This window comes from Nocardia sp. NPDC004168 (assembly GCF_040610355.1).
Classification (GTDB): domain Bacteria; phylum Actinomycetota; class Actinomycetes; order Mycobacteriales; family Mycobacteriaceae; genus Nocardia; species Nocardia sichangensis.
The window spans coordinates 374,140-398,989 of sequence record NZ_JBEXME010000002.1 but is presented as its reverse complement, the minus strand read 5'-3'; the positions used below and the strand labels follow the sequence as shown (position 1 = coordinate 398,989).

24 protein-coding genes and 1 pseudogene are annotated in these 24,850 nt (G+C 68.0%); 11 read left to right on the top strand and 14 right to left on the bottom strand.

The genetic code is table 11. From position 1 onward, the window contains the following. Positions 1-21 precede the first annotated feature (21 nt). A pseudogene (locus ABZW96_RS05575) lies at positions 22-183 on the bottom strand (GTP-binding protein); the annotation flags it as partial. Between the two features lie 150 nt (positions 184-333). Between ABZW96_RS05575 and ABZW96_RS05570 the strand changes: the two are divergent. The 3 genes from ABZW96_RS05570 (at position 334) to ABZW96_RS05560 (ending at position 2,647) form a co-directional block, all read left to right on the top strand. Then, a complete protein-coding gene (locus ABZW96_RS05570; RefSeq protein WP_355071629.1) occupies positions 334-567 on the top strand; it encodes a hypothetical protein in 234 nt (77 codons plus the stop codon). Positions 568-935: 368 nt separating this feature from the next. Next, positions 936-1,187 (top strand): hypothetical protein, encoded by a 252-nt coding sequence (locus ABZW96_RS05565; RefSeq protein WP_355071627.1) that lies wholly within the window; start codon positions 936-938, stop codon positions 1,185-1,187. Positions 1,188-1,288: 101 nt separating this feature from the next. After that, on the top strand, positions 1,289-2,647 hold the full coding sequence (locus ABZW96_RS05560; RefSeq protein ID WP_355071626.1) for a hypothetical protein: 1,359 nt from the start codon (positions 1,289-1,291) through the stop codon (positions 2,645-2,647). 74 nt (positions 2,648-2,721) lie between these two features. On the opposite strand, the gene ABZW96_RS05555 is transcribed toward ABZW96_RS05560, so the two are convergent. Continuing rightward, positions 2,722-3,048: a hypothetical protein gene (locus ABZW96_RS05555; RefSeq protein WP_355071624.1), complete on the bottom strand. Its 327-nt coding sequence runs from the start codon at positions 3,046-3,048 to the stop codon at positions 2,722-2,724. A gap of 333 nt (positions 3,049-3,381) precedes the next feature. On the opposite strand from ABZW96_RS05555, the gene ABZW96_RS05550 reads away from it, so the two are divergent. Further along, positions 3,382-3,621, top strand: a complete 240-nt coding sequence (locus tag ABZW96_RS05550; RefSeq protein WP_355071622.1) for a hypothetical protein — start codon at positions 3,382-3,384, stop codon at positions 3,619-3,621. A gap of 180 nt (positions 3,622-3,801) precedes the next feature. Here ABZW96_RS05550 and ABZW96_RS05545 read toward each other — a convergent pair whose 3' ends face one another. Next, complete coding sequence (locus ABZW96_RS05545; protein WP_355071620.1) at positions 3,802-4,137, bottom strand: WXG100 family type VII secretion target; 336 nt, start codon at positions 4,135-4,137, stop codon at positions 3,802-3,804. Between the two features lie 328 nt (positions 4,138-4,465). Here ABZW96_RS05545 and ABZW96_RS05540 point away from each other — a divergent pair, with 328 nt between their 5' ends. Further along, positions 4,466-4,621, top strand: coding sequence for a hypothetical protein (locus ABZW96_RS05540; protein ID WP_355071619.1), 156 nt, complete (start codon positions 4,466-4,468; stop codon positions 4,619-4,621). A gap of 44 nt (positions 4,622-4,665) precedes the next feature. Here the strand turns inward: ABZW96_RS05540 and ABZW96_RS05535 are convergent, their stop codons facing one another. Then, complete coding sequence (locus ABZW96_RS05535) at positions 4,666-5,802, bottom strand: GTP-binding protein (RefSeq protein WP_355071617.1); 1,137 nt, start codon at positions 5,800-5,802, stop codon at positions 4,666-4,668. A gap of 89 nt (positions 5,803-5,891) precedes the next feature. Here ABZW96_RS05535 and thiD point away from each other — a divergent pair, with 89 nt between their 5' ends. Next, on the top strand, positions 5,892-6,737 hold the full coding sequence (gene thiD, locus ABZW96_RS05530; RefSeq protein ID WP_355071616.1) for a bifunctional hydroxymethylpyrimidine kinase/phosphomethylpyrimidine kinase: 846 nt from the start codon (positions 5,892-5,894) through the stop codon (positions 6,735-6,737). Between the two features lie 141 nt (positions 6,738-6,878). Here thiD and ABZW96_RS05525 read toward each other — a convergent pair whose 3' ends face one another. Further along, a complete protein-coding gene (locus ABZW96_RS05525; protein ID WP_355071614.1) occupies positions 6,879-7,625 on the bottom strand; it encodes a TetR/AcrR family transcriptional regulator in 747 nt (248 codons plus the stop codon). A 116-nt stretch (positions 7,626-7,741) separates the two neighbouring features. Between ABZW96_RS05525 and ABZW96_RS05520 the strand changes: the two genes are divergently transcribed. Together ABZW96_RS05520 and ABZW96_RS05515 are read left to right on the top strand one after the other, a co-directional pair. Then, positions 7,742-9,004: a bifunctional glycosyltransferase family 2/GtrA family protein gene (locus tag ABZW96_RS05520; protein WP_355071612.1), complete on the top strand. Its 1,263-nt coding sequence runs from the start codon at positions 7,742-7,744 to the stop codon at positions 9,002-9,004. Continuing rightward, the gene (locus tag ABZW96_RS05515; protein ID WP_355071611.1) at positions 9,001-11,301 is read left to right on the top strand and encodes a glycosyltransferase family 39 protein; all 2,301 of its coding nucleotides are present in this window, start codon (positions 9,001-9,003) and stop codon (positions 11,299-11,301) included. The genes ABZW96_RS05520 and ABZW96_RS05515 overlap by 4 nt, the downstream gene beginning before the upstream one ends. A gap of 153 nt (positions 11,302-11,454) precedes the next feature. On the opposite strand, the gene ABZW96_RS05510 is transcribed toward ABZW96_RS05515, so the two are convergent. Continuing rightward, entirely contained in the window at positions 11,455-12,219 is a 765-nt protein-coding gene (locus tag ABZW96_RS05510) for an NAD(P)H-binding protein (protein ID WP_355071609.1), read from the bottom strand. 243 nt (positions 12,220-12,462) lie between these two features. Here ABZW96_RS05510 and ABZW96_RS05505 point away from each other — a divergent pair, with 243 nt between their 5' ends. Continuing rightward, positions 12,463-12,828 carry a hypothetical protein gene (locus ABZW96_RS05505; RefSeq protein WP_355071608.1) on the top strand — a complete coding sequence of 122 codons (366 nt, stop codon included), beginning with the start codon at positions 12,463-12,465 and terminating at the stop codon, positions 12,826-12,828. Positions 12,829-13,146: 318 nt separating this feature from the next. Beyond that, on the top strand, positions 13,147-14,496 hold the full coding sequence (locus ABZW96_RS05500; protein ID WP_355071606.1) for a glycosyltransferase 87 family protein: 1,350 nt from the start codon (positions 13,147-13,149) through the stop codon (positions 14,494-14,496). On the opposite strand, the gene ABZW96_RS05495 is transcribed toward ABZW96_RS05500, so the two are convergent. From ABZW96_RS05495 to ABZW96_RS05465, 7 genes are all read right to left on the bottom strand, one after another. Continuing rightward, positions 14,467-15,081 carry a TetR/AcrR family transcriptional regulator gene (locus ABZW96_RS05495; RefSeq protein ID WP_355071605.1) on the bottom strand — a complete coding sequence of 205 codons (615 nt, stop codon included), beginning with the start codon at positions 15,079-15,081 and terminating at the stop codon, positions 14,467-14,469. The genes ABZW96_RS05500 and ABZW96_RS05495 overlap by 30 nt on opposite strands. Before the next feature lie 5 nt (positions 15,082-15,086). Then, positions 15,087-15,863, bottom strand: coding sequence for an enoyl-CoA hydratase family protein (locus tag ABZW96_RS05490; RefSeq protein ID WP_355071604.1), 777 nt, complete (start codon positions 15,861-15,863; stop codon positions 15,087-15,089). 10 nt (positions 15,864-15,873) lie between these two features. Continuing rightward, positions 15,874-17,034 (bottom strand): acyl-CoA dehydrogenase family protein, encoded by a 1,161-nt coding sequence (locus ABZW96_RS05485; RefSeq protein ID WP_355071603.1) that lies wholly within the window; start codon positions 17,032-17,034, stop codon positions 15,874-15,876. Beyond that, a complete protein-coding gene (locus tag ABZW96_RS05480; RefSeq protein WP_355071602.1) occupies positions 17,034-19,076 on the bottom strand; it encodes a biotin carboxylase N-terminal domain-containing protein in 2,043 nt (680 codons plus the stop codon). Before ABZW96_RS05480 ends, ABZW96_RS05485 begins: the two co-directional genes overlap by 1 nt. Before the next feature lie 8 nt (positions 19,077-19,084). Further along, on the bottom strand, positions 19,085-20,683 hold the full coding sequence (locus ABZW96_RS05475) for a carboxyl transferase domain-containing protein (protein WP_355071600.1): 1,599 nt from the start codon (positions 20,681-20,683) through the stop codon (positions 19,085-19,087). Beyond that, the gene (locus ABZW96_RS05470; RefSeq protein WP_355071598.1) at positions 20,680-21,831 is read right to left on the bottom strand and encodes an acyl-CoA dehydrogenase family protein; all 1,152 of its coding nucleotides are present in this window, start codon (positions 21,829-21,831) and stop codon (positions 20,680-20,682) included. The genes ABZW96_RS05475 and ABZW96_RS05470 overlap by 4 nt, the downstream gene beginning before the upstream one ends. Positions 21,832-21,901: 70 nt before the next feature. Next, positions 21,902-23,617: an acyclic terpene utilization AtuA family protein gene (locus ABZW96_RS05465; protein ID WP_355071597.1), complete on the bottom strand. Its 1,716-nt coding sequence runs from the start codon at positions 23,615-23,617 to the stop codon at positions 21,902-21,904. A gap of 181 nt (positions 23,618-23,798) precedes the next feature. On the opposite strand from ABZW96_RS05465, the gene ABZW96_RS05460 reads away from it, so the two are divergent. Next, positions 23,799-23,957, top strand: coding sequence for a hypothetical protein (locus ABZW96_RS05460; protein WP_355071595.1), 159 nt, complete (start codon positions 23,799-23,801; stop codon positions 23,955-23,957). 21 nt (positions 23,958-23,978) lie between these two features. Here ABZW96_RS05460 and ABZW96_RS05455 read toward each other — a convergent pair whose 3' ends face one another. Beyond that, a complete protein-coding gene (locus tag ABZW96_RS05455) occupies positions 23,979-24,755 on the bottom strand; it encodes an adenylate/guanylate cyclase domain-containing protein (protein WP_355072121.1) in 777 nt (258 codons plus the stop codon). Between the last annotated feature and the right edge of the window lie 95 nt (positions 24,756-24,850).

Here is a 24,850-nt window from a genome sequence, read left to right as displayed (position 1 = left end):
CGGCCTGGAGCGACACAGCCATCAGGCGTGCTCGTGCAGTTCACCCCACACCGGGAAGGGATCGGGATACTCGGCCCAAGCGCCCGGGCCCGCGGCGAACTCCGCGTCGGTGAGCAGGGCTTCGTCCAACAACGCGCGCACCTTCGCGCAATCCAGCTTCACCCCGATGAACACGATCTCCTGCCGCGTCCGCGCCGCCTGCACCGCCACGCCAACTGGACATGAGCCCATCCACCTCCGCCGAGGCGGAGCGAAGTCCGCTGATGAGGTTGGTGGCGGCCTGCTGCACGTAGAGCGCCCGGCATCGGACACTTCGTCCGGGACCACGGCGAGATGCGTCGCGCGGTGGCGGTGTCGGTCTCGCCCCGCACCGGCGGCTGGCCGTGCGCGCCGTCGACGCCGCCATCCGCGCCGTCGGCGCCGACGCCGGCCAACGGGCACTCCGAAGAGAAGATCGAGGGAACCGGCCGGGCCTACAACCGCAAAGACGCCGAGAAGCTCGCCGAGCAAGACGTCGTGGTCAAGGCGCATTTTAGGCCTTTCGATCGGCCTCTTTTGCACCCGTAGCAGGAGGAGCCGTGACCAGGGCTTCCACCTCGTCGTTTGCCGCGGAACCTCAAATCCGCCCGAAGTTCGGCGAGTCGGGAACCCCGGAACCCACACTTCGACGGCGGTGGGACCGGATCGGTTCCACCGATTCGCTGTGAGCTACGCGACACCCGAGCATCGCGTTCAAGTGGAACCGATCAGGCCGACACCGCGTACAACCGTGCATAGACAACAGTGCGGCGGACAACCATTCGTAGCATTTGTGGATCGGAATCTACTGCTGTACAGCAGATTCCGACTCACAGTTACCGCCGTTGTCGTTCGATGGTGAGAGGGGACACGAAGTGTGGGTAGATCCTGAACAACTGCGGGTGTTGGCCGGTTCGATGAGCGATATCGGTGTCGGGATCGAGGCGATCCGAACACAGGCCGACACTTCCGACATCGATGTGGCGCTTCCCAGCTCGGTCCTGGCACAGGCCGGGCTCACCGCGGGGTGTGTCGCGGCGCAGGTCTGGTCACAGATGGCCGCGGGGTGGACCGAAGTGGCGACACTCGTGGAGGCGAGCGCTTCGAGGTTGCAGGTGGTCGATGGCGTGTTCGCCGACGGAATCGGCGCTCTCGGTGGTGTCTCGTGAGGTCAGGGTCCACACCGACACCGACACTGTCGCAGGTCCGGTCGTGGCAGCTGGGCGAGGCCGGTAATGAAATGCAGCGTCGCAGTACCGAATGTGTGGCCTTGGTCGAGTACGCCGTCACCCGGATCCGTGACGCAGGCAGTTACTGGCAGGGCGATGCCTACTACGCGGCCTACGATCGCGTCGCCGGGGACCGCGACCAAGCCACGAAAGCCGCCCAGCAGATCGAAGCACTCGCGCAAACCTTGACCGACGGCGGTGACCTGCTGACTGGCTATCGGAAAACGTTGCTGGACAAGGTCACCGACGCCACTACCGCCGGCTTCACCGTCGCGGAGGACTGGGCGGTCACCGGCACCGGCAGCCCCGAACAGTTACGCACCCACCAAAGCGCGGTGTCGACCGCGCTCAACGAGATGCTCGATGTCCAGACCACCGCCCTGACCAAGATCGAGCAGGCCAACACCGACGTCTCGGCCCTCGCAGCCGCGTCGGCGCCTGCGTCTCCGATATCCCAGCTGACCGGGAGCGCCCAAGCCGACCCGAACAAGACGACCACGCCCGCGGCGACTTCACCCACATCGACACCGATGTCGACGGACACGAAAGCCGCCGACGCCAGCAAATCGAACAACGGCGCATCTAACACGGGCGACTCCAACACAGGCGCCGCAGCGCAGACCTCCGACAAAGGCAAGCCCGGGGAATGGCGGCCCGGTGATATCAGCGACCTGATCAAAGCGGTCGGCAGTATCACCGGCACCATCCCGAACCTGATCGAGAGCGGCGGGGAGTTCCTCAAGGACGCCGGCGAGCTCGTCAAAGGCGGAGGCGAAGCCATCGCCGAGGTCACCGACTCGGTCACCAAACTCGTCACCACCGTCGATCAAGTCACCCACCACACCAGCGCCATCTCGGACCAACCCGCCACGAACGATCCCGCAGACAAAACCGGCGCAGCAACTGCCTCCCCCGACAAGAACACAGCAGCCCCCGCCTCGACACCATCGGACGGGACCGCCACTGCCGCACCACCACCCCGACACCCGACAAAACCCACGCCGCGGACTGGAACCCCAAACAACAACCACCACCGCCAGCCCATCGGTCGCGCACACCACCAACACCCCGGCTCCGACCAGCGGTCAACCGATGTTCGCCACCAGCCTTCCAACAGCCACCACGCGCCGCAATCCCAGCAGCGAACGCACACGCTCCGCCTGGACCCTGGCCCTCCCGAACCCAGCCCTACAGGAGCAGCAGCAACCACCACTCCTCGCAGGCGTCAGTGCCAATGGGGAACCACGCGAACGCTAGGGGGTTTTACAAGCCCTCTTCCACCTCGCCGTTCGCCACGAAAGCTCAAATCCGCCCGAAATTCGGCGAGTTCTACGGGAACCCCTATTCGGCACGATCACCACAGATTTCGGATCTTGGCCCGAGTTGTTCCGGCATCGTGAACATCGTTTCGCGGAGCGGATCAGCGGTTCTTCAACGTCCTCACGGTCAAAAAAATTACCGCCTTGCTCAATGTTCATGATTGGGTCCAAGTGAGTTTTGGCGAGGGGCCTGACAGGCTACACACCGCGACCATTCGAGTGTTGTCGATTGCTGCGGATCGGACCACGAAGTCGCGGTGGGTGATTTCCATACCAGGGTAGGTGACGTTGTCGATAGTGAGCGCAGCCTCGACGGCGATTGCTTTTGCTGATATTTGGTCGAGGTAGTCCAATCCGGCGTCGGGGGCAAATCTGCTCAACGCACGCGCGGCGAAATCCGCCACCGTGTCGCTGTCGTCGATGAGGTAGGTTTCGACGAATACAGATGACAGGCTGCTGCGGATGGTAACTGACCGCGGCATCTGATTTCGTCCGTATATGCTTATTGAGAAGGGCTCGGGCCTCGCCGGCAGGGCGATGGGTACCCCCAATTGTGCTGCTGCGTGTTGTGGGCTTTGCGGGCCGGAACGACGCGAGGGCGGGTTGGGTGATATGTACATAGGTCCGCTGAATTCCGGCATGTCAAATACTTCCTTCGTGTTGTTTCTGCCGTGTCGAGCATCCACGATAGGCCCTGACTCACGTTTCGGTAAAGGCGAGCCGCCGCAGCCCCAGCGAAATGTGGACAGGCAACGTGGTCGGCCGTCGATCAGGGAAATGGTCGCGTCACGTTCAAATTTCAGTTCGTTTCAAGTATGGGGCCAATCACCGGGGGTGTGATGAAGTTCGGCTGGCAGAATCTGCACAATGGCCTGAGTGGCGGCCATACGTTTGATCACGCCGTACCGGTGTTTGCCGCCGATACCACATGGAAGGACTCATTTACCGATACGACCGGCTCCGGTGAAGTAATGGGATCTCTGACCGGCACGATGTATCTCGGAAAGACTGATTGCGAAACGCCCGCTGTCACGGGATCGTTCAAAGTCGGGTAAGGAGCCAGTCCAGTGCCCCATTCACTTTCAGAGTATGAATGGGGCACTGAGGCCCGTACAACCCCCTTGAGGGACCGGCGTAAGGGGGTCCCGGTAGTAATCGCGCGAAAAACAACACCAATCCGCCGATACGCGCCGTCACTGCGTGCAGATGCGCCAGATCCACGCCGAACGCGGCCGTCACGGCAGATCCAGCGAAGACGTGGCCGCGGTGGTGGCCCCCACTCGGGCGGTCTCGACCTCGGCCACGTTCGCGACCGAGACACCCAGTAGTTCGCCCATGCCGTCCAGCGCCTCGAGGATGCGTATCGCGCCCTGGCGGGACTCCCCCCATGCCGCGGAGTAGGCGTCGGCGGCCGGGCCGCGCCACGTCGCCATCAGACCGGCTACTTCGGTGTCGGCCGAGCGGATTCCGTCGATAAGCGTTTGCGCGGCTTGCTGGATGTAGCGGCCCGCGTCGGACACTTCGGTCGGGACCATCGTGAAATCTGTTCCGGCGCTGGCTGTGTCGGTCATGCAATCCCCTGTCTGCGCAATGTGTCATGCGTTCTCGCATCGGTGATCTTGCAGGGTTGGACGCAGCGCCTACCGTTTCGGTTCCAATCGAGCCGATCTCGAAACCACTACTCGCCGCGAGCAAATTTCGGGCGTACTTCCGCCGGGCGGCATCGATCACAGGATCGATCCGGCCGGGCCGGGCGTAAGGGTGCCGCGCATGGCCTCTCCCTACAGCGACGCCGGTCTACCGGCTGAGCACGGCCTGGACCGGAGTGCGCCCGACCCAGCGCGGCCAGCGCCACGATTGTGAACGCCAGCGCGGCGGGCGCTGCGGGAGGGCTACGAGGTGGACGGACCGGCCACCGGTGGCTACCGGCGCGGGTTCCGGGCGGACGAGCCCGGACTCACCCTGAAAATCTCCCGCGCCGACATCGCCGACTTCATGATCGAGCAACTGACCGACCCCACCTACCTGCACCAGGCGCCCGGTATCTCGAACTGAGCGCGTGATGCGGCGGCACAGAGACGTGTGGGTCGACGCAGCGCTCACATGTGCTCGTGCAGTTCATCCCAGGCCGGGAGAGGATCTGGATACTCGGCCCAAGCGCCAGGGCCCGCGGCGAACTCCGCGTCGGTGAGCAGGGCTTCGTCCAACAACGCGCGCACCTTCGCGCAATCCAGCTTCACCCCGATGAACACGATCTCCTGCCCTGGCGGCACCTCCAGCGACGACCACCAGGCGGCGGGTTCGAACACCAGGTTCGGTCCCGCTTGCGACCACACGGCGGCCAGCGTCGAGCGGCTCGCGATCCAGCAGAATCCTTTGCTGCGCAACAGGCCGCGCAACCGCTCCAGCGCATCGGCCAGACGCAGCGGATGGAACGGCCGGTCGGCGGTGTAGGTGAGGCTGCGGATGCCGTACTCCTCGGTCTCCGGCGTGTGGCCGCCTGCGAGTTCCTCCGCCCACCCCTCGGCCGCCGCGCCGACCAGCGGGTTGTAGCGGCCGGTGTCGAGCACCTCGCGCAGGTCGACCACACCGTTAGTGGTCCGCAGCACGTGAGCGCGCGGATTGAGCCTGCGCACCGTGGCCTCCACCGCGCCCACCGCCGCGGCGCCGACCAGGTCGGTCTTGTTGACCAGCACGACGTCGGCGAACTCGACCTGATCCACCAGGAGGTCGGCGATGGTGCGCGCGTCGCCCTCCCCCGCTTCCAGATTCCGCTCGGCCAGCGCTTGGCCGCGCGCCACTTCCGCGAGGAAGGTCGAGGCATCGACCACGGTCACCATGGTGTCCAGCCGGGCGATGTCGCCGAGCCGGAACCCGTCCTCGAACTCCCAGTCGAAGGTCGCGGCCACCGGCATCGGCTCGGAGATGCCGGTGGACTCGATCACCAGCTGATCGAACCGTCCTTCCCGCGCGAGCCGGGCCACCGCCTCGATCAGGTCCTCGCGCAGGGTGCAGCAGATGCAGCCGTTGGTCAGTTCGACCAGCTTCTCTTCGGTGCGGTCGAGGTGGCCTTGGCCCGCGACCAGCGCGGCGTCGATGTTCACCTCACTCATGTCGTTGACGATGACCGCGACCCGGCGGCCCTCCCGGTTGGCGAGGATGTGGTTGAGCAGCGTCGTCTTGCCCGCACCGAGGAAGCCGGACAGCACGGTGACGGGAAGCAGGTCGGAGTCCATGAAGTTAATGATAACGATTTTCATTTTATGTGTACGGGCGGGTCCGGTTGCCCGTAGCGGGAGAACGACGTCGCCGTAGGGTTTGGGTCGTGAAATTGCTGCCATTGCCCGCCGAGGGGCAGACCCCCGTCCGGGCGCTCACCATTGCCGGTACCGATTCCGGCGGAGGCGCCGGAATCCAAGCCGATACCCGCACCATGGCGCTGTGCGGCGTGCACGCCCTGGTCGCGGTCGCGGCGGTGACCGTGCAGAACACGGTGGGCGTCAGCGGTTTCCACGAGATTCCGCCGCAGGTCGTGGCCGCTCAGGTGCGCTCGGTCGCCGGGGATATCGGCGTCGGCGCCGCGAAGACCGGCATGCTGGCCTCGACCGCGATCATCGAGGCGGTCGCGGAAGTGTGCCGGGAGGTCGGCATCGGCCGCGATGGCGAGATTCCGCTGGTCGTCGATCCGGTGGCGGCCTCGATGCACGGCGACCCACTGCTGCACGCCGAAGCGCTGGACGCGCTGCGCAACACCCTGATTCCGCTCGCGACCGTGGTGACGCCGAACCTGGACGAGGTCCGCCTGCTCACGGGCATCGAAGTAGCGGACGACGATTCGGCGCGGCGCGCGGCCGAGGCGCTGCACAAGTTGGGACCGCGGTGGGCGATCGTCAAGGGCGGGCATCTGCGTTCCTCCGAATACAGCGCCGACCTGCTGTTCGACGGCGAGCAATTCCTCGAATTCACCGCGCCGCGCATCGCGACCGGCAACGACCACGGCGGCGGCGACACGCTGGCCGCCGCGATCGCCTGCGCGCTCGCCCACGGCTATCCGGTGCCCGAAGCGGTCGAGTTCGCCAAGGAGTGGACCTACCGCTGCTTGGCCGCGTCCTACGATCTCGGCGCTGGCCATGGGCCGGTGTCCCCGCTGTGGCGGTTGCACCGGAGCTGATCGGCGCCATTTCTTGTCGGTGGGCGCTGCGATACTGAAGACGTCGCCGACACGGATGGCTTCAACGGCGAGGCGATCGGAACAATGACGTTCGGCGTGGATGCGGCACGACCTCGGCGCCCGGCCCGGGGGGCGCTCCGGTCACAACGTGGAAAAAGCGAGGTGCAGCGGACGATCGGCCGCTATGGCGATGCCGTGCAGCCGAGCGCTCGCCGCCACCAGCGCGAAGATGGTCTCGCTCAGATAGTCGGCGAACTGCTCGGCCGTCATGGCGGGCGGCTCCAGCCGGTTCACTCCCAGCCACCAATCGGTGGCCGAGGCCACCGCGCCGAAGATCGAATAGATCACCAGCTGCACGTTTTCGATCCGCACCGACTCGTCGTCCACTACGCCTGCGAACAGCTCGGCGGCGCGCCGGGCGGACTGCCTGGCCGATTGCAGCGCGCGATCGGCGTCGTCGGACCGTTGCGTGAAGTGGCTGTGCAGCATGAACCGGAAGACGTTCGGCTGCCGCGAGACCACCAGCACGTATTCGGACGCGGCGCGGCGCACCAGGTCACCGGCCGAGTCGCCGGTCAGGTCGAAGCTGGTCATGACCTGTTCCCAGAGCAGGTCGCGAACCCGGTCCACGATCGCGTTGTAGAGGTCGGTCTTGTCCTCGAAATGGCGATACAGCTTCGGCTTGGCCGCGCCCGCCTCCTTGGCGATGTCGCCCATGCTGACGGCGGGGCCGAATTTGTCGAGGGCGCGGAACGCCGCGTCCACGAACTCCTCGCGCACCTTTCTGCGATGCTCGCGCCAGCGCTCGGTGCGGGCGTCCACGCGTTTCGGCGGCTGGTCGTCTTCCGTCCGGCCGCGCAGCATCACGAATCCGGATGCTACCTGCACCGAGCAGCCCCGATAACCGGGCGTCCGCCGGGCATCCACCCGGCGATCCCGAGCTACCAGGAACCTCACAGCTGAGGCCCAGCCCGGTGGCAGTGTGGCCGTCGAGTCTGGTTCGCATGACCGAGACTTCCACCGTCGCGGCGACGGAACGGACCGAGACCACGGGCGCGCCCGTGCTGGACGTGGTGATACCCGTCTACAACGAAGAGACCGACCTCGGCGTGTGCGTACGCAGACTGCACGCCCACCTGCGCGAGGGGTTCCCGTTCCCGGCGCGCATCACGGTCGCCGACAACGCGAGCACCGACGCCACGCTCCAGGTCGCCCAGCTGCTCGCGGAGGAACTGGACGATGTGCGCGTCGTCCATCTGTCCGCCAAGGGGCGCGGTCGGGCGCTGCGCGCGGTGTGGGAACACTCGGACGCGCAGGTGGTCGCCTACATGGACGTCGACCTGTCCACCGACCTGAACGCCTTGCTCCCGCTGGTCGCGCCGCTGATCACCGGGCATTCCGACCTGGCCATCGGCACCCGGCTCGACGCCGCGTCCCGCGTGGTGCGCGGACCCAAGCGCGAGATCATCTCGCGCTGCTACAACCTGCTGCTGAAGGCCTCGCTGCGCGCGCACTTCTCCGACGCGCAGTGCGGCTTCAAGGCGATGCGCACCGAGGTGGCGCGCCGCCTGCTACCGCTGGTGCACGACGGGGAATGGTTCTTCGACACCGAATTGCTGGTGCTCGCCGAGCGGGCGGGTCTGCGGATTCACGAGGTCCCGGTGGACTGGATCGATGACCCGGACAGCCGCGTCGACATCATCGACACCGCCCGCAAGGACCTGCTCGGCATCTGGCGGCTTGGTCGGGCGCTGGCGACCGGCGCGCTGCCGCTGGAGGAACTGCGCCGCTCGGTGGGCCGGGAACCGCTGGTGCCCGGGGTGCCGCTGGGCATGGTGGGTCAGCTGGTGCGGTTCGCGATCGTCGGTGTGTTGAGCACGCTGGCCTACCTGCTGCTCTACGTGGCGCTGCAACCATTGACCGGCGCGCAAGTGGCGAACTTCGCCGCCCTGCTGATCACGGCGGTGGGCAACACGGCGGCCAACCGGGCCTTCACCTTCGGCGTGCGCGGCTCGAACGGGGCCGTGTCGCACCAGTTCCAGGGTTTGGTGATCTTCGGCATCGGGCTGGCGCTCACCAGCGGTTCGTTGTTCGCGCTGCATCGGTGGGCGCCGGACTCCTCGGTGCATCTGGAACTGTTCGTGCTGGTGGTGGCGAATCTGGTGGCGACGCTGCTGCGGTTCGTCGGGCTGCGCTGGGTGTTCCGCGACAGCGGAGGCGATCGTGCGTCGAACGCATCGGGGCTCGCCGCGGAGGTTCGTCGATGACGGCGACTCTGACGACGCAACCGGTCGCGGCCCAACCGCGGCCTCGGACCAGAAGGAACTGGGAGTATCCGGCGCTGGCGGCGCTGCTGCTCGGCACGGCGGTGACCTATCTGTGCAACCTGAGCGCCAATGGGTGGGCGAATTCGTTCTATTCCGCCGCGGTGCAGGCGGGCTCGGTGTCGTGGAAGGCGTTCTTCTTCGGGTCCTCCGACGCGGCCAACTCGATCACCGTGGACAAGCCACCCGCCTCGCTGTGGTTGATGGAGCTATCGGTGCGGGCCTTCGGCCTCAACAGCTGGAGCATCCTGGTGCCGGAGGTGCTGCTCGGCGTGGCGAGCGTGGCACTGCTGTGGGCGACGGTGCGCAGGCCGTTCGGCCCCGCGGCCGGATTGCTCGCCGGGTTGGCGCTGGCGGTGACGCCGGTCGCGGCGTTGATGTTCCGCTTCAACAATCCCGAAGCGCTCTTGGTGTTCTTGATGATCGCCGCCGCCTGGGCGATGACCCGGGCGGTGGAGGACGGCCGCTGGCGTTGGCTGGTGCTGACCGGCGCGCTGATCGGATTCGGCTTTCTCACCAAGCAATTGCAGGTGCTGCTGGTGGTTCCGGCGCTCGCGCTGACTTATCTGCTCGCGGGGCCGCCGAAGCTCGGCAAGCGCATCCTGCAACTCTTCGCGGCCGGGGCCGCGATGGTGGTGGCCGCGGGCTGGTGGCTGCTCGCGGTGGAGTTGTGGCCCGCCTCGTCCCGTCCGTGGATCGGCGGCTCGCACGAGAACTCCATCCTGGAACTCACCCTCGGCTACAACGGGCTCGGCCGGCTCAACGGCAACGAGCGCGGCAGCGTCGTACCGGGCGGCGGTGAGCTGCCGCCGGGCGGCAACGGCATGTGGGGGGAAACCGGCGTCACGCGGATGTTCGAACCGGCACAGGGCGGTCAGATCGCGTGGTTGATCCCCGCCGCGCTGGTCGCGCTGGTCGTCGGAATCCTCTTGCGCGGCAGAGCGGCTCGCACCGACCGGCAGCGCGCTTCGCTTGTCCTCTGGGGCGGATGGCTGCTGGCGACCGGGCTGGTGTTCAGCTTCATGGCGGGCATCTTCCACCAGTACTACACCGTCGCCCTGGCTCCGGCCATCGCCGCGCTGGTCGGCGCGGGGGCGGTCCTGGCGTGGCGGGGGCGGCATCGGCTGTGGGTGCGACTGGCGTCGGCACTCGCGGTGGGTCTCACCACGGCGACCGCCTGGATGCTGTTGTCGCGCAGTTCGGAATGGCAGTCGTGGCTGCGCTGGACGGTGCTGGTCGTCGGCGTGCTCGCGACACTCGCCGTAGTCGTTCCCGCGCCGCGCAAGCTGGCCGTGGTGTCGGCGCTGGCAGTCGCGTTCACCTTCCTGGCCGGGCCTGTCGCCTATGCCGTCGACACCATCGCGACGCCACACGCCGGTTCGATTCCGTCGGCGGGGCCGAACGTCGCGATGCGCGGGCGGCCACCGTGGGGCGAAGGCATGCCCGGCATGGGTCGCCGTATGCAGAACGGAACGAGCACGGGCCGCGACGGCACCGCGCAAGCACCGGGTGGCACACCGCCGGACGGAGGTTCGCCGAGTCCGCAGGGCACGGACGGCCGAATTCCACAGCCGGGCAGCCGACTTCCGGGTTCTGGACCGCAGGGCAATGCGCCCGGCGGCCGGACACCGAGCGGCGGACGCCAGGGCACCACGCCCAACGGGCAGGCCCCCGGCGGCGCGGGTACGCCGCCCGGCTTCCCGCCCGACGGGCAAGCTCCCGACGGCGCGGGTACACCGCCGGGTTTCCCGTCCGGCACCACGCCGCAAGGCACCGCGCCCGGCGGGCAGGCACCGGACGGCACGGTGTTCCCGCAGGGAACGGGCGGTATGCCCGGAGACGGCGGTCCTGGTCCCAATGGCGGCGGTGGGATGGGCGGCCTCCTCGGGGCGAGCGAACCGAGCGCGCAGATCGTGTCCCTGCTCGAGCAGAACGGCGGCGACTACACCTGGGTGGCCGCGGCCATCGGCTCGAACAGCGCCGCGGGCTTGCAGTTGGCCACCGAACTTCCGGTAATGCCGATCGGCGGCTTCAACGGCAGTGACCCCTCGCCGACGCTGGAGCAGTTCCAGCAGTACGTCGCCGAAGGGAAGATCCACTACTTCGTCGGCGGCGGCCGTGGCGGGCCCGGTTCATCCAGCTCCTCCCCCAGTGCGCAGATCACGCAGTGGGTCGAGGAGAACTTCACCGCCATCCAGGTGGACGGGGTCACCTTGTACGACCTGACCGCCACCCACTGAAACCACGCGATGCGGCCCTGTCGCCCTGCATCCCTCGGGGCCGCATCGCCTTCCAGTGTTCAGCGCATTCCCCTGCACTCGCTGAACACCGCATCCGCACCGGCGTCATACCTCGGCGCCGGTGCGGACCGCGTTTTCGACGTCTTCGCGTGGCTACCGGACGGACTCGATCCATTCGGCGAACGTCGGGCCTGCGAGCTTGGCGTGCGGGCCGGGGAGAAGTCCACCGTTTTCGTACACCTCACGATCGGGATTGTCCTGGTCGCTCACCTCGACGACGTGTGCGGGCGCGCCGCGGCGGGCGGCAAGCAGGGTTGCGGCACCGGCCATCGTTTCCGGTTGCGGGCCCGCGATTTCCGGGAAAGGAGCCGCGGTGATCTCGGGAGCGAGCGCGAGGTGGACGAGTTCCTCGGCGACGGTACGCGCGGCGACCAACTGGGTGCGCATCTCGGCCACGTAGGCGGTGTCCCCCTGGGTGCCCCACCCCATCATCAGCTCGACCAGTTCGTGGAACTGCGCCGCACGCAGGATCTGCACCGGCAGCGGCCCTTCCAGCAGCGCTCGCTCGTGGGCCAGCTTGGCCGCGTTGTATCCGGCGGTGGTGCCGTCGATGCCGATGATCGACGCCACCACCAGACGCTCGACCCCTGCCTTCTGTCCCGCTTCGTGCAGATTGCGCGCGGTCGCGGTGAAGAAGGCCGTCGCCACCTCCCGGTCCGGGGACGGCGTGCTGGAAACGTCGATCACGACGCGCACACCATCCAGCGCATCGACCAGGCCCCGCCCGGTCTCGATGTCGACACCGTCGGCCCGGGAGAAGGCGACCACCTCGTGCCCCTGCTCGTTCAGCACATCCACCACGTGCCTGCCCAGCCGCCCTGTCGCGCCCGCTACCGCGATCTTCGTGCCCTTCGTCATGGTCCTCACTCCTTGTGTCGCTGCGTCGTTTCGCGTTCACAGGAAGGACGACGCGACGCCGGCGAGTGTGACATCGACGCGAAGGCGCTCGGAGTTGTCACCGGCGCAGGCTATTCGAGCGTCAGGTCTTGGCACACCGCAAAACTCCAGCGATGATGATCGGATGCGTGACAGCGCACGTTCCGGAGCGGGAACCCGGAGCGCATCAGGTCACGTGTCCACCGCGAACATTCAGGGAAACAGTTGAACGCTTTCACGAAGTTGGCCGTGACGGTGGTCAGCGCACTGGTCGCAACCGCGCTCACCGTCGGATTCGCCGCCACCGCGTCGGCCGCGCCCGTCGACCGCACCGAACCGATCGCCGCGGCGACCATCGAGGCCCCGCAGGTGACCTACATCAAGGCGTGCCTGCCGCCCGGCGACACGATCGAACTGCGCACGGGAATCGGCGCGGCGATCGGCGCCGCCATCGGCGCGCTGGTCGGCCTGCCCGTCTTCTTCGTCGGCGCGATCCCCGGCGCGATCATCGTCGGCCTGATCGGCGCCGCCATCGGAGCCTCCTCCTACGCCATCGATTCCGGGCGCCTCGAGCAGCAAGGGTTGTGCTGATCGGTCACAGCGCATGAGCGCGCCGAGTTCGGAAGAGCCCTAAGCGAATTCGTTGAACATCAGGGGCGCGAGTTGTCTGTCGCGCCCCTACCGATCCACGCGATCACATGCACCGGGACATCGGGACCCGGTAAGCATCGCTTCCCGCACAGGGAGGCCAAAAGTGACACACGTTACATTTCCTAATGGTAATACTACTTTCGTAGTAGCCGTATCGTTAGACGAGCTCACGGTTTCAGCGTTGCCCTCGGGACCGCGCCGATCATGTTGTCCGGCACCGGTTCCGCCGATCGATCGTCATCTGATGAAGGAAAGTTCATGGCAACTGTCGCACCGGCGACAACTGTCGTTGTCGCGCAGGCGACGGAACTATCGACCGCGCGTAGCCGACCGCCACGAGCCGCGCTCGCCCTGGGCGCGGCCATCGTGTTCACCGCGATCTCCCTGGCGGCCTGGCTGCTGTTCTTGCGGCCGAACTGGGAAATGTACTGGCACCAAATAGATCTGCAGGTCTACATGTGGGGCGGCAAGGCCGCCGCCCTGCACCCGGGCCAGTTGTACGCCGCCCGCGGCCCGATGTTCCTGCCGTTTCTCTATCCCGTCTTCGCCGCGTGGATCTGCGCCGAATTGGCGCGGTTCCCGATCAACTACATCGGCACCGGCATGGTGGTCACGACGCTGATCTGCCTGTATGTCAGCGTGTGGTGCACCGCTGTACTGATGCGGTATCGGCGTGGGCTCGGCATGCTGGCGATGACGCTTGCCGTGGGCAGCGCCGCGCTCTGGCTCGAGCCGGTGCAGCAGACCTTCCGCTTCGGGCAGATCAGCATGATCCTGATGGCGATGGTCCTTGGCGACCTCGCCATGCCGAAACACCGCCGGAGTCGCGGCATCCTCATCGGTATCGCCACCGGCATCAAACTGACGCCCGCGGTGTTCGTCGTCTATCTGGTGATCACCCGCCAATTCAAGGCCGCCGCCGTCGCGATGGGCGCGTTCGCGGCCACGGTCGCGGTCGGTCTCTGGTATCGGCCGACCGAGGCGATCCAGTTCTGGACCTCGACCGTGGCGTCGCAGAACCGGATCGGCTTCGCATACGTGCAGAATCAGTCGCTCAACGGTGTGCTCGGCCGCCTGCAATGGACCACGTGGGACAGCCACGTGGTGTGGCTCTTCGGCGCCGGCGGGCTCGGGCTGGCCGGGTTGGCCGCGGCGCGAATCGCCTACCAGCGGGGAGACGAGATGCTCGGCGCCCTGCTCGCCGCCGGTGTGACGCTGCTGTGCTCACCGATCTCCTGGACCCACTACTGGGTGTGGGCGGTGCCCGCGCTCGTCTGGGCCGTGCACGCACTGTCCCGCCGATCGTGGACAGCCGGCATCACCGTGCCCGGCGCGATCGCGTTGTTCGCCTTCGCGTGGCCGATGCAAGTCGACTCGATCGGAACATGGGATCAGACGCTGCCGCTGCTTCCGCAAGGCCTGATCTGGTTCGTACCCCAGACCAACGGCCGGGAATTCCACTGGACCGTCATGCAATTCCTGGTCGGCAACTCCTACGCTCTGCTCACTCTCGCCGCCATGGTCGCCGCGATAGTCCTGCTGCTGAGTGCGCCGAGACCGCCGATCGCGGACTCCCGATCAGCGAGGAGCGTGCAAAGCGGCGTGTAGCGTGGCCGCCCATTGCTCGACTATGCGCTTGCGGCGGGCCGAGTCGTCGGTGAGGACGTCGGCCAACCCCAGGCCGCGGGCCATGTCCAAGGTCGCCTGGACCAGGTGATGGGTGACCGGATCGGAGTCGTCCACGCCGAGAGCCTCGATCGCGCGACGATGCGACGCGCGGCCGAAGCGGGCTTCCAGCGGGACGATGCGTTCGCGCAGCACCGGGTCGGCGGCGGCGTGCGTCCACACCTGCAACGCGGCTTTGAACAGCGGACTGGTGTACGACTCGACCAGCCCCGCCACCACCGCCTCCGTACGGCCGACGCCGTCGCCCAGCTCCCCCAGCGACGACGCCTCTTGCACCGCCTGCCCGCTGCGCGTGTCGAACATGAACTCCAGCGCGGCGGTGATCAGATCCTCCCTGGTGGGAAAGTGATGCTGCGCCGCGCCACGCGACACCCCGGCCCGTTCGGCGACGACCGCGACCGTCGCGGCCGCCCAGCCCATCTCGGCCAGACAGTCGATGGTCGCCTCGAGCAGGCGCTGCCGGGTGGCTCGGCTGCGGTCCTGCTTGGGTTCGTGGGGTGTCGCCATGGTCGTTATTCTGCCCAGCTCGGCGGGCGGCGCTGCAAAAAGGCCAGCATGCCCTCGTGCACTTCGGGGGTGCCGAAGAAGCTCGCCGAACGCCGCGCGAGCTCCTCGGCGGAGGCGTCGAACTCCGCGAGGATGCCCGCGTTGACCAACCGCTTGGCCTCGGCCAGCCCCTGCGGGGAGCCCTTGCGCACTTCCCCGCACAGCCGCGCCACCTCGGCGGCCGGGTCGTCGGCGGTCACTGTGACCAGGCCGATCTGCTCGGCGACGGCGGCGTCGAACTTCTCGCCGGTGAGGTAGTACCGGCTGGCCGCGCGCGGATCGAGCCTGGGCAGCAGGGTCAGCGAGATCATGAACGGCGCCAGCCCGATCCGCACCTCGGTGAGCGCGAAACTGCTGCCCGGCCCGGCCACGACGATGTCGCAACCGGCCACGATGCCCATGCCGCCCGCCCGCACGTTGCCGTCGATCCGCGCGATCACCGGCTTCGGGATCTCCACCAGCCTGCGCAGCACGCCGATCATGACCCGGGTGCGCTCGTCGGCGGCCACGGCCGGATCGGCGTCGCTCGCCTCGCTCAGATCGGCGCCAGCGCAGAACGTGTTGCCGGTGTGCGCGAGCACGACGACGCGCACCTTCTCGTCGTCGGCGGCGTCGTCGAGTCCGCGCAGCAGCTCGGCGACCAGCTTGGACGACAGGGCGTTGCGGTTGTGCGGCGAGTCGAAGGTGAGCGTCGCCACGCCGCCGCTCACCTCGTAGCGGACGAACGGAGCCGTCTCGGTCATGCGCGTCCTCTCAGTACGACTTCGGCAGGCCCAGCGAGTACTGGGCGACGAAGTTCAAGACCATTTCCCGGCTCACCGGCGCGATGCGGCCGATGCGAGCGGCGGCGAGCATGGCGGCCAGTCCGACGTCCTTGGTCAGGCCGGAGCCGCCGTGGGTCTGGACGGCCTGGTCGAGCGCCTTGATGCTGGCTTCCGCCGCCGCGTATTTCGCCATGTTGGCGGCCTCGGCGGCGCCCATCTCGTCGCCCGCGTCGTAGAGGGTCGCGGCCTTCTGCATCATCAGCTTCGCCAGCTCCACTTCGACCTTCACCTGCGCCAGCGGATGCGAGATGCCCTGGTGCGCACCGATCGGCGTCTTCCACACCGTGCGCTCCTTGGCGTATTCCACCGCGCGTTCGATGGCGTAGCGACCCATGCCGACGGCCATCGCGGCGCCCATGATCCGCTCCGGGTTCAGGCCCGCGAACAACTGCATCAACGCCGCGTCCTCCTTGCCGACCAGCGCGGTGGACGGCAGCCGGACGTCGTCGAGGAACAGGTTGTACTGGTGATCGGGCTCGATGATGTCCATCTCCTGCGCCGTCCTGGTGAAGCCTTCGGCGTCGGTCGGCACGATGAACAGGGCGGGCTTGAGCTTGCCGGTCTTGTGGTCGGAGGTGCGGGCCACGATCAGCACGGCCTCGGCCTGGTCAACGCCGGAGATGAAAATCTTGCGGCCGTTGAGAATCCAGTCGTCACCGTCGCGGCGCGCGGTGGTGGTGATCTGGTGGGAGTTGGAGCCCGCGTCCGGCTCGGTGATGCCGAACACCATCTTTCCGGAGCCGTCGGCGAGTTTGGGCAGCCATTCCTGCTTCTGCTCGTCGGTGCCGTACTTGGTGATGATGGTGCCGCAGATGGCCGGGGACACCACCATCAGCAGCAGGCCCGCGCCCTGCGCGGACAGCTCCTCCATCACCAGCGACAGCTCGTACATGCCCGCGCCGCCGCCACCGTATTCCTCCGGCAGGTTCACGCCGAGGAACCCGAGTTTACCCGCCTCCTGCCACAATTCGTCCAGCGGCTCGCTCTTGCGCGCCTTCGGCAGCACGTAGTCGCGGTAGTTGTACTTCGTGGCCAGCGCGGCGACGGCGGCCCGCAACGCCTTCTGCTCGTCGGTTTCGATGAAGGTCATCAGTTCTCCTGGGTTTCTACGGGTTCGACGACCGCGAGCACGGCGCCGACGTCGACCTGCTGGCCGACGGTGACGTTGACGGCGCTGAGCACGCCCGCGGCGGGCGCGGCGATGGTGTGCTCCATCTTCATCGCCTCCAGCCACAGGATCGGCTGGCCCTGTTCGACGTGGTTGCCGACCTCCGCGCCGAGCCGGATCACGTTGCCCGGCATGGGCGCGAGCAGAGAACCGGTGGCCACCTGGTCGGCCGGATCGCTGAAACGCGGCAGCCTGCGCAGAGCCACCGGGCCGAGCGGCGAGTCGACGTAGACCTGGTCGCCGTAGCGGGCGATCTCGAACTGCCTACGCACCGGGCCGCGCTCACCCGGAACCGACAGCACGACGCGATCGGGAGCCGACTCGACGAGAGCGAGACCGTCGTGACCGTCCACGGTGACGGCGGTCCGGCCGAACCGGTAACCCACCTCGTGCGTTCCGGTAGCGCGGCTTTCGTAGGACTTGCGCTGTGACTGCGAGGGGAGATTGCGCCACCCGCTGGGCAGCCCGCCGCCCACCCGCGCGCTGCCCCGGTTGGCGGCGGCGTCGGCGAGCGCGGCGGCCACGATGGACAGCGCCTCGTCGGACTCCGACGCCAGCGGCGCGGCCAGGGCGGCCAGCCCATGCGTCGTGAAGAACGCGGTGTCGGTGTCACCCGCCAGGAACGCCGGATGACGCAGCACGCGCACCAGCAGGTCGCGGTTGGTGACCAGGCCGTGGATCTTCGCGCGGTGCAGCGCCGAAGCCAGCAATCGTGCTGCCTCGCCGCGCGTTTCGGCGTAGGAGATGACTTTGGCCAACATCGGGTCGTAGTGCACGCCGACCACCGAGCCGTCCACCACGCCTGTGTCGAGCCGCACGCCCGGGCGGTCCAGCAGGTCGAACTCGATGAGCACCGACGGGATATCGATCCGGTGCACGGTGCCGCTCTGCGGCTGCCAGTCGTGCGCCGGATCTTCGGCGTAGAGCCGGACCTCGATCGAATGCCCGTGCATGGCAGGCGGTTCTGCGGGCAACACGCCGCCCGCGGCGACGTCCAGTTGCAGGCGCACCAGATCCAGCCCGGTGGTGCACTCGGTGACCGGATGCTCCACTTGCAGGCGGGTGTTCATCTCCAGGAAGAAGAACTCGCCCTGCTCGTCGGCGAGGAACTCGACGGTGCCCGCGCCGGTGTAGCCGATCGCGCCCGCCGCCAGCCGCGCCGCCTCGAACAGCCGCGCCCGCATGCCCTCGGTGCGCTCCACCAGCGGCGACGGAGCCTCCTCGATCACCTTCTGGTGGCGGCGCTGGATCGAGCACTCACGCTCGCCGACCGCCCAGATGGTGCCGTGCGTGTCAGCCATCACCTGGACTTCGATGTGCCTGCCGGTCTCGAGGTAGCGCTCGCAGAAGACCGTCGGATCGCCGAAGGCGGATTCCGCCTCGCGCCGGGCGGCCTCGATCTGCGAAGTCAGGTCGGCCAGCTCGCGAACCACGCGCATGCCGCGCCCGCCGCCACCGGCGGACGCCTTGATCAGCACCGGCAGGTGCGCCTCGGTGACCTCGGCCGGGTCCAGTTCGGCGAGCACCGGCACGCCCGCGGCGTCCATCATCTTCTTCGCGGCGACCTTCGAGCCCATCTGCTCGATCGCCTCGACAGGCGGCCCGATCCAGACCAGCCCGGCGTCGAGCACGGCCTTGGCGAATTCGGCGTTCTCGGAGAGGAATCCGTATCCAGGATGGATGGCATCGGCGCCAGCGGCGACCGCGGCCTCGATGATCAGCTCACCGCGCAGATAGGTCTCCGCGGGCGTGTTGCCGGGCAGGCGCACCGCGGCGTCCGCCTCGGTGACATGCGGCGCGGCGGCATCCGCGTCGGAGTACACCGCGACGGTGCCGAGACCCATCCTGCGGCAGGTCGCGAAGACCCGGCGGGCGATTTCGCCACGGTTGGCGACAAGGACATTCGTGAGCCCACCCGTCACCCGGCCGCCGCCCTTCATCGAATCGCTCTGCGATGCAGTCATCGTCGGCCTCACATTCGGAAGACGCCGAAGCCGTCGGCGCCTTTGATCGGGGCGTTGTGAATGGCCGACAGGGACATTCCCAACACGGTGCGGGTGTCGCGCGGGTCGATGACGCCGTCGTCGTAGAGCCGCCCGGACATGAACATCGCCAGCGATTCGGCCTCGATCTGCGCCTCCACCATGGCGCGCATCCCGGCGTCGGCCTCCTCGTCGAACGGCAGGCCCTTCGCCTCGGCGGCGGCCCGGCCGACGATCGAGATGACGCCCGCCAGCTGCGCACCGCCCATGACGGCGGATTTCGCACTGGGCCAGGCGAAAACGAAGCGCGGGTCATAGGCCCGGCCGCACATGCCGTAGTGGCCCGCGCCGTAGGACGCGCCCATCAGCACCGAGATGTGCGGCACCTTCGAATTGGAGACCGCGTTGATCATCATCGCGCCGTGCTTGATGATGCCCTTCTGCTCGTACTCCTTGCCGACCATGTAGCCGGTGGTGTTGTGCAGGAACAGCAGCGGGGTGTTCGACTTGTTGGCCAGCTGGATGAACTGGGTGGCCTTCTGCGATTCCTCGGAGAACAGCACACCGCGCGCGTTGGCCAGGATGCCGACCGGGTAACCGTGCAGCTCGGCCCATCCGGTGACCAGGCTGCTGCCGTAGAGCGGCTTGAACTCGTCGAAATCCGAGCCGTCCACGATGCGGGCGATCACCTCGCGCGGATCGAACGGGATCTTCAGATCCGACGGCACGATGCCGAGCAGATCCTCCGGGTCGTAGAGCGGTTCGATCACCTCGGCGCGCGGGGCGGGCCCCTGCTTGCGCCAGTTCAGCCGCTTGACGATGGAGCGGCCGATGCGGATCGCGTCCTGCTCGTCCACGGCGTAGTAATCCGCCAGGCCGGAGATCCGCGCGTGCATGTCCGCGCCGCCGAGGGATTCGTCGTCGGATTCCTCACCGGTGGCCATCTTGACCAGCGGCGGACCGCCGAGGAACACCTTCGAGCGCTCCTTGATCATCACCACGTGATCGGACATACCGGGGATGTACGCGCCGCCCGCGGTGGAGTTGCCGAACACCAGCGCGATGGTCGGGATGCCCGCCGCCGACGCCTGGGTGAGGTCGCGGAACATCCGGCCGCCGGGGACGAAGACCTCCTTCTGCGTCGGCAGGTCCGCGCCGCCGGATTCCACCAGCGAGATCACCGGCAGCCGGTTCTCCCGCACGATGTCGTTGATCCGCAACGTCTTGCGCAGCGTCCACGGGTTCGAGGTGCCGCCGCGCACGGTCGGATCGGGCGCGACGATCATGCACTCGACACCCTCCACGATGCCGATGCCCGCGATGGTGCTGCCGCCGACGTGGAATTCGCTGCCCCAGCCCGCCAGCGGGCACAACTCCAGGAACGGCGAGTCCTCGTCGACGAGCAGTTCGATGCGCTCGCGCGCGGTCAGCTTGCCGCGCTTGCGATGCCGCGCCAGCTTGTCCGGCCCACCGCCCGCGATGGCCTTGGCGAACTCCGCGTCGACCTCGGCGAGCTTGGCCGTCATCGCCTCCGCGGCCGCCTCGTACTCGGGCGCGGCGGTGTCCAAGGTGCTGCGCAGAATGGTCATGACTGGTACCCCAATCGCTTCGCCGCCAGTCCGGTCAGTATTTCGGTAGTGCCGCCGCCGATCCCGAGGATGCGCATATCCCGATACTGGCGCTCGATCTCGGATTCGCGCATGTAACCGAGGCCGCCGAACAACTGGACGGCCTGGTTGGCCACCCACTCGCCCGCTTCCACCGCGGTGTTCTTCGCGAAACACACCTCGGCGATCAGGTCGGTCTCGCCTTCGGCGCTGCGCTGCACCACATCCCGGGTGTAGACGCGGGCCACATCGATCCGACGCGCCATCTCGGTGACCGTGTTCTGCACCGCCTGCCTGCTGATCAGCGGGCGGCCGAAGGTCTCGCGATTGCGCACCCACTCCAGCGTCAGTTCCAGGCAACGCTGCGCGCTGGAATACGCCTGCACCGCCAGCCCGACGCGCTCGCTGACGAACGCGCCCGCGATCTGGTAGAAGCCGGAGTTCTCCGGGCCGACCAGGTTCTCCACCGGCACCCGGACGTCGACGTAGGACAGTTCGGCGGTGTCGGAGGCCAGCCAGCCCATCTTGTCCAGCTTGCGGCTGACCGTGAAGCCCGGCGTGTCCTTGTCGACGATGAGCAGCGAGATGCCGCCGGAGCCAGGCCCGCCGGTGCGCACCGCGGTGACCACGAAGTCGGCGCGGACGCCGGAGGTGATGTAGGTCTTGGCGCCGTTGACGATGTAGTGGTCGCCGTCGCGGCGCGCGGTGGTGGTGAGGTGCCCGACGTCGGAGCCGCCGCCGGGCTCGGTGATCGCGAGCGATCCGATCCTCTCGCCCGCCAGCGTCGGCTTCACCCAGCGCTCGATCTGGTCGGCGTTGTCCGAGGCGATGATGTGCGGCACGGAGATGCCGCAGGTGAACAAGGAGGCGAACAACCCCCCGGACGCACCGGCCTGGTGCATCTCCTCGCAGACGATCATCGCGTCCACGCCGTCGCCGCCGGAACCACCCGCGGATTCCGGGAACTGCACGCCGAGCAGGCCGAGCGCGCCCGCCTTCTTGTGCAGCTCGCGCGGGATCTCACCGGCGCGCTCCCAGCCGTCCAGGTACGGCAGGATCTCGCGTTCCACGAATCCGCGCACCGTGGATCGCAATTCGCGTCGTTCCGGCGTTTCCCAGAGTTTCGTCATGCGGTGTCCTTTCTCGCATGGCCGGGGGCCCTGCGTGGTGACGCGAGCTGCCGCCTCCGGGCCTGACCGGTCATGCGAAAAGCTCCACTGGAATGTCGAGGTGACGAGACCGCAGCCATTCGCCGAGTCCCTTGGCCTGCGGGTCGAAGCGGGCCTGATAGGCCACGCCCTGGCCGAGCAGGCCTTCGATGATGAAGTTCAGCGCCCGCAGATTGGGCAGCACATGCCGGTTGACGGTCAGCGAAGCCGCTTCCGGGAGTAGTTCTTTGATGCGCTCCACGGTGAGCGTGTGCACCAGCCAGCGCCATTGCTCGTCGGTGCGCACCCACACACCGATATTCGCGTCACCGCCTTTGTCACCGCTGCGTGCCAGCGCGACGGTTCCCAGCGGCACGCGGCGCGTTTCCCCGGCGGGCAGCGGTTCCGGAGCGGGCGGCTCGTCGACGGCGGCGAGTTCGGCCGTCTCCGTCGCCGGGGCGATCTCGACGCGGGCGCCGTCGGGCAGCACCGCCGTGTGCGGCACTTCGGCGGCGTCGACGAACCCGGGCGTGAACACGCCGTAAGGAGAACCGTTGCCCGGCAAAGTGGTGAAGCTGCACCCCGGATAGCTGGCCAGCGCCAGCTCCACCGCGACGTTGGAGAACGCGCGCCCGACCTTGTTCGGGTCCGGGTCGCGCACCACGCAGCGCAGCAGTGCGCTGGCCTGCTCCTCGGTGTCGGCGTCCGGGCGGTCCAGGCGGGCCAAGGTCCAGGTCAGCTCGGACGGTCGGCTCGGCAGCCAGGACTCCAGTTGCCGTTGCGCCAGTTCCGCTTTCGCTTCGATGTCCAGACCGGTGAGCACGAATTCCATCTCGTTGCGGAAGCCGCCGATGGTGTTCAGCGAGACCTTGAGCCGGGGCGGCGGGGCCTCACCGGTGACGCCGCTGATCCGCACCCGGTCCGGGCCGTCCTGGTCGAGCCGGATGGTGTCCAGGCGGGAGGTGACGTCGGGCCCGGCGTAGCGCGCCCCCTGGATCTCGTACATGAGCTGGGCCTCGACCGTGTCGACGGTGACCGCGCCGCCGGTGACCGCGTGTTTGGTGATGACGCTGCCGCCGTCGGCGCGGATCTCCGCGATCGGGAAACCCGGCCTGCCCAGATCGGCGAGCTCGGTGAAGAAGGCGTAGTTGCCGCCGGTGGCCTGGGTGCCGCACTCGATGACGTGCCCGGCCACAACCGCGCCGGCCAGGCGGTCGTAATCCGTTCGGCCCCAGCCGAAGTGCGCGGCGGCGGGGCCGACGATCACCGAAGCGTCGGTGACCCGGCCGGTGACCACGATGTCCGCGCCCGCGTTCAGGCATTCGACGATGCCCCACGCGCCGAGGTAGGCGTTGGCGGTCAGCGGCGCGCCGAAGCCGAGGTCACCGGCGCGCGCGAGGAGGTCGTCGCCCTCGACGTGCGCGATCTTGGCCTCCAGTCCGAGGTCGGCGGCAACCTTGCGCAGACGCTGCGCCAGACCGGCCGGGTTCAGGCCGCCCGCGTTCGCCACGATGCGCACGTTGCGTTCGAGCGCCAGCCCGAGGCAGTCCTCGATCTGCTTGACGAAGGTCTTGGCATAGCCGAGGTCCGGGTCCTTCATCCGGTCCCGGCCGAGAATCAGCATGGTGAGTTCGGCGAGATAGTCGCCGGTGAGGACGTCGAGCTGTCCCCCTTCCAGCATCTCGCGCATGGCGCCGAGCCGGTCGCCGTAGAAGCCGGAACAGTTGCCGATCCGGAGCACGTCCGGGTCGGCGGCCAGCATACTCATCAGCGGGAATGCCTCCTGTACGGCGAACCGTCAGGATGAGCCGCATGCCGCACCCGTGAAGTCCGCGTTCCGCGACCAGCATCACACCGGGGCCAGAAAAAAGCAAGCATGCGTGCTTGTTAATTGCCGCCCCGCCGCCCCGGCCACCGGGAGACCGAGTGGGCTGGAGCAAGATGGCACCGTGTCCAGCGACGTCACCGTGATCGTTCTGTTCGCCCTGGCGGGCTTCCTGCTCGGCGGCGTTTACACCACCTGGAGGACGGCCCGGCCGGTGTCCATCGCGCTCGCCGTCTGCGCCGCCCTCGCGGCGGGCGGCGCGCTGGCCTGGTGGCTCGGATAGATCGAGCGGAGAGGCAGCCGCTCAGCCCCTCGACAACCGGAAGATTCGCAGGTCCTCAGGGACACCGTTGAGTGGCGCCGCGAAAAAGCTGCGGCGATACGGCTTGGCCGCCAAGCCCAGCTCCGCCAGCGTCTCCGGCCGCAGCCCCTGGAGCGTGGCCTCCGACAGCATGGTGTTGCCGTTGCCGCCCGCCTCCATGACCCGGGCCGCGATGGTGACGTCCACCCCGAGCCAGTCGCCCCCGATCTCACGCGGGGAACCGGTGTGCAAACCGATCCGCATCTGCGGGGTATAGCCGCGCACCTGCACGTCGGCCAGGTTGCGCTTGGCGGTCACGGCGGCGCGCACCGCCCGGTCGGCCGAGGGGAACACCGCCATGACCCCGTCACCCATGCGCTTGACCACGTGGCCGCCCCGCTCGGCGATCGGCGGCTCGATGGCCTTGGCCACCTTGCGCAGCAGTTCCAGGGTGGCCTCGTCACCGGCCGACAGCGACCAGCGCGAGAAGGCCACCAGATCGGTGAACATGACAGTTACTTCTTGGCTACCTTTACCGCGCCCCATCCGCTCCAGGGCGGCCTGCCAGACCTGCAAGGCGCCGAAGCCGATCTCCCGCGCGGCGCTCGGTGCGTCGCCGACCAGTTTGTCCGCCGCGCGCGCGACCGCTCGCGCCCCGCCGGGCCCGGAAACCGACAGCGGGTCGCCGAAAGCGGGATCACCCGGCAGCTGCTGCCGCGCCTTGCGCAGCACGCCGATCAGGTCCGCCCGCTGATTCGCCGCGTTCACCAGCGCGGATATCTGGGCACGCCGTAACCCGCCGGAACGGCGGGGAGCATCGCCCGGATCGGACGGCTCCAACGGAATGACCACCTCGGGCGGTACCCCTACCCCTC

Coding starts and splice junctions, on each gene's coding strand:
- ABZW96_RS05470 (WP_355071598.1), bottom strand. CDS start 21,831: ATGACGAAACTCTGGGAAACGCCGGAACGACGCGAATTGCGATCCACG.
- ABZW96_RS05480 (WP_355071602.1), bottom strand. CDS start 19,076: ATGACTGCATCGCAGAGCGATTCGATGAAGGGCGGCGGCCGGGTGACG.
- ABZW96_RS05555 (WP_355071624.1), bottom strand. CDS start 3,048: ATGCCGCGGTCAGTTACCATCCGCAGCAGCCTGTCATCTGTATTCGTC.
- ABZW96_RS05465 (WP_355071597.1), bottom strand. CDS start 23,617: ATGAGTATGCTGGCCGCCGACCCGGACGTGCTCCGGATCGGCAACTGT.
- ABZW96_RS05520 (WP_355071612.1), top strand. CDS start 7,742: ATGACCGAGACTTCCACCGTCGCGGCGACGGAACGGACCGAGACCACG.
- ABZW96_RS05515 (WP_355071611.1), top strand. CDS start 9,001: ATGACGGCGACTCTGACGACGCAACCGGTCGCGGCCCAACCGCGGCCT.
- ABZW96_RS05510 (WP_355071609.1), bottom strand. CDS start 12,219: ATGACGAAGGGCACGAAGATCGCGGTAGCGGGCGCGACAGGGCGGCTG.
- ABZW96_RS05535 (WP_355071617.1), bottom strand. CDS start 5,802: ATGGACTCCGACCTGCTTCCCGTCACCGTGCTGTCCGGCTTCCTCGGT.
- ABZW96_RS05550 (WP_355071622.1), top strand. CDS start 3,382: ATGGGGCCAATCACCGGGGGTGTGATGAAGTTCGGCTGGCAGAATCTG.
- ABZW96_RS05475 (WP_355071600.1), bottom strand. CDS start 20,683: ATGACCATTCTGCGCAGCACCTTGGACACCGCCGCGCCCGAGTACGAG.
- ABZW96_RS05545 (WP_355071620.1), bottom strand. CDS start 4,137: ATGACCGACACAGCCAGCGCCGGAACAGATTTCACGATGGTCCCGACC.
- ABZW96_RS05490 (WP_355071604.1), bottom strand. CDS start 15,863: ATGACCGAGACGGCTCCGTTCGTCCGCTACGAGGTGAGCGGCGGCGTG.
- ABZW96_RS05565 (WP_355071627.1), top strand. CDS start 936: ATGAGCGATATCGGTGTCGGGATCGAGGCGATCCGAACACAGGCCGAC.
- ABZW96_RS05495 (WP_355071605.1), bottom strand. CDS start 15,081: ATGGCGACACCCCACGAACCCAAGCAGGACCGCAGCCGAGCCACCCGG.
- ABZW96_RS05500 (WP_355071606.1), top strand. CDS start 13,147: ATGGCAACTGTCGCACCGGCGACAACTGTCGTTGTCGCGCAGGCGACG.
- ABZW96_RS05570 (WP_355071629.1), top strand. CDS start 334: ATGCGTCGCGCGGTGGCGGTGTCGGTCTCGCCCCGCACCGGCGGCTGG.
- ABZW96_RS05485 (WP_355071603.1), bottom strand. CDS start 17,034: ATGACCTTCATCGAAACCGACGAGCAGAAGGCGTTGCGGGCCGCCGTC.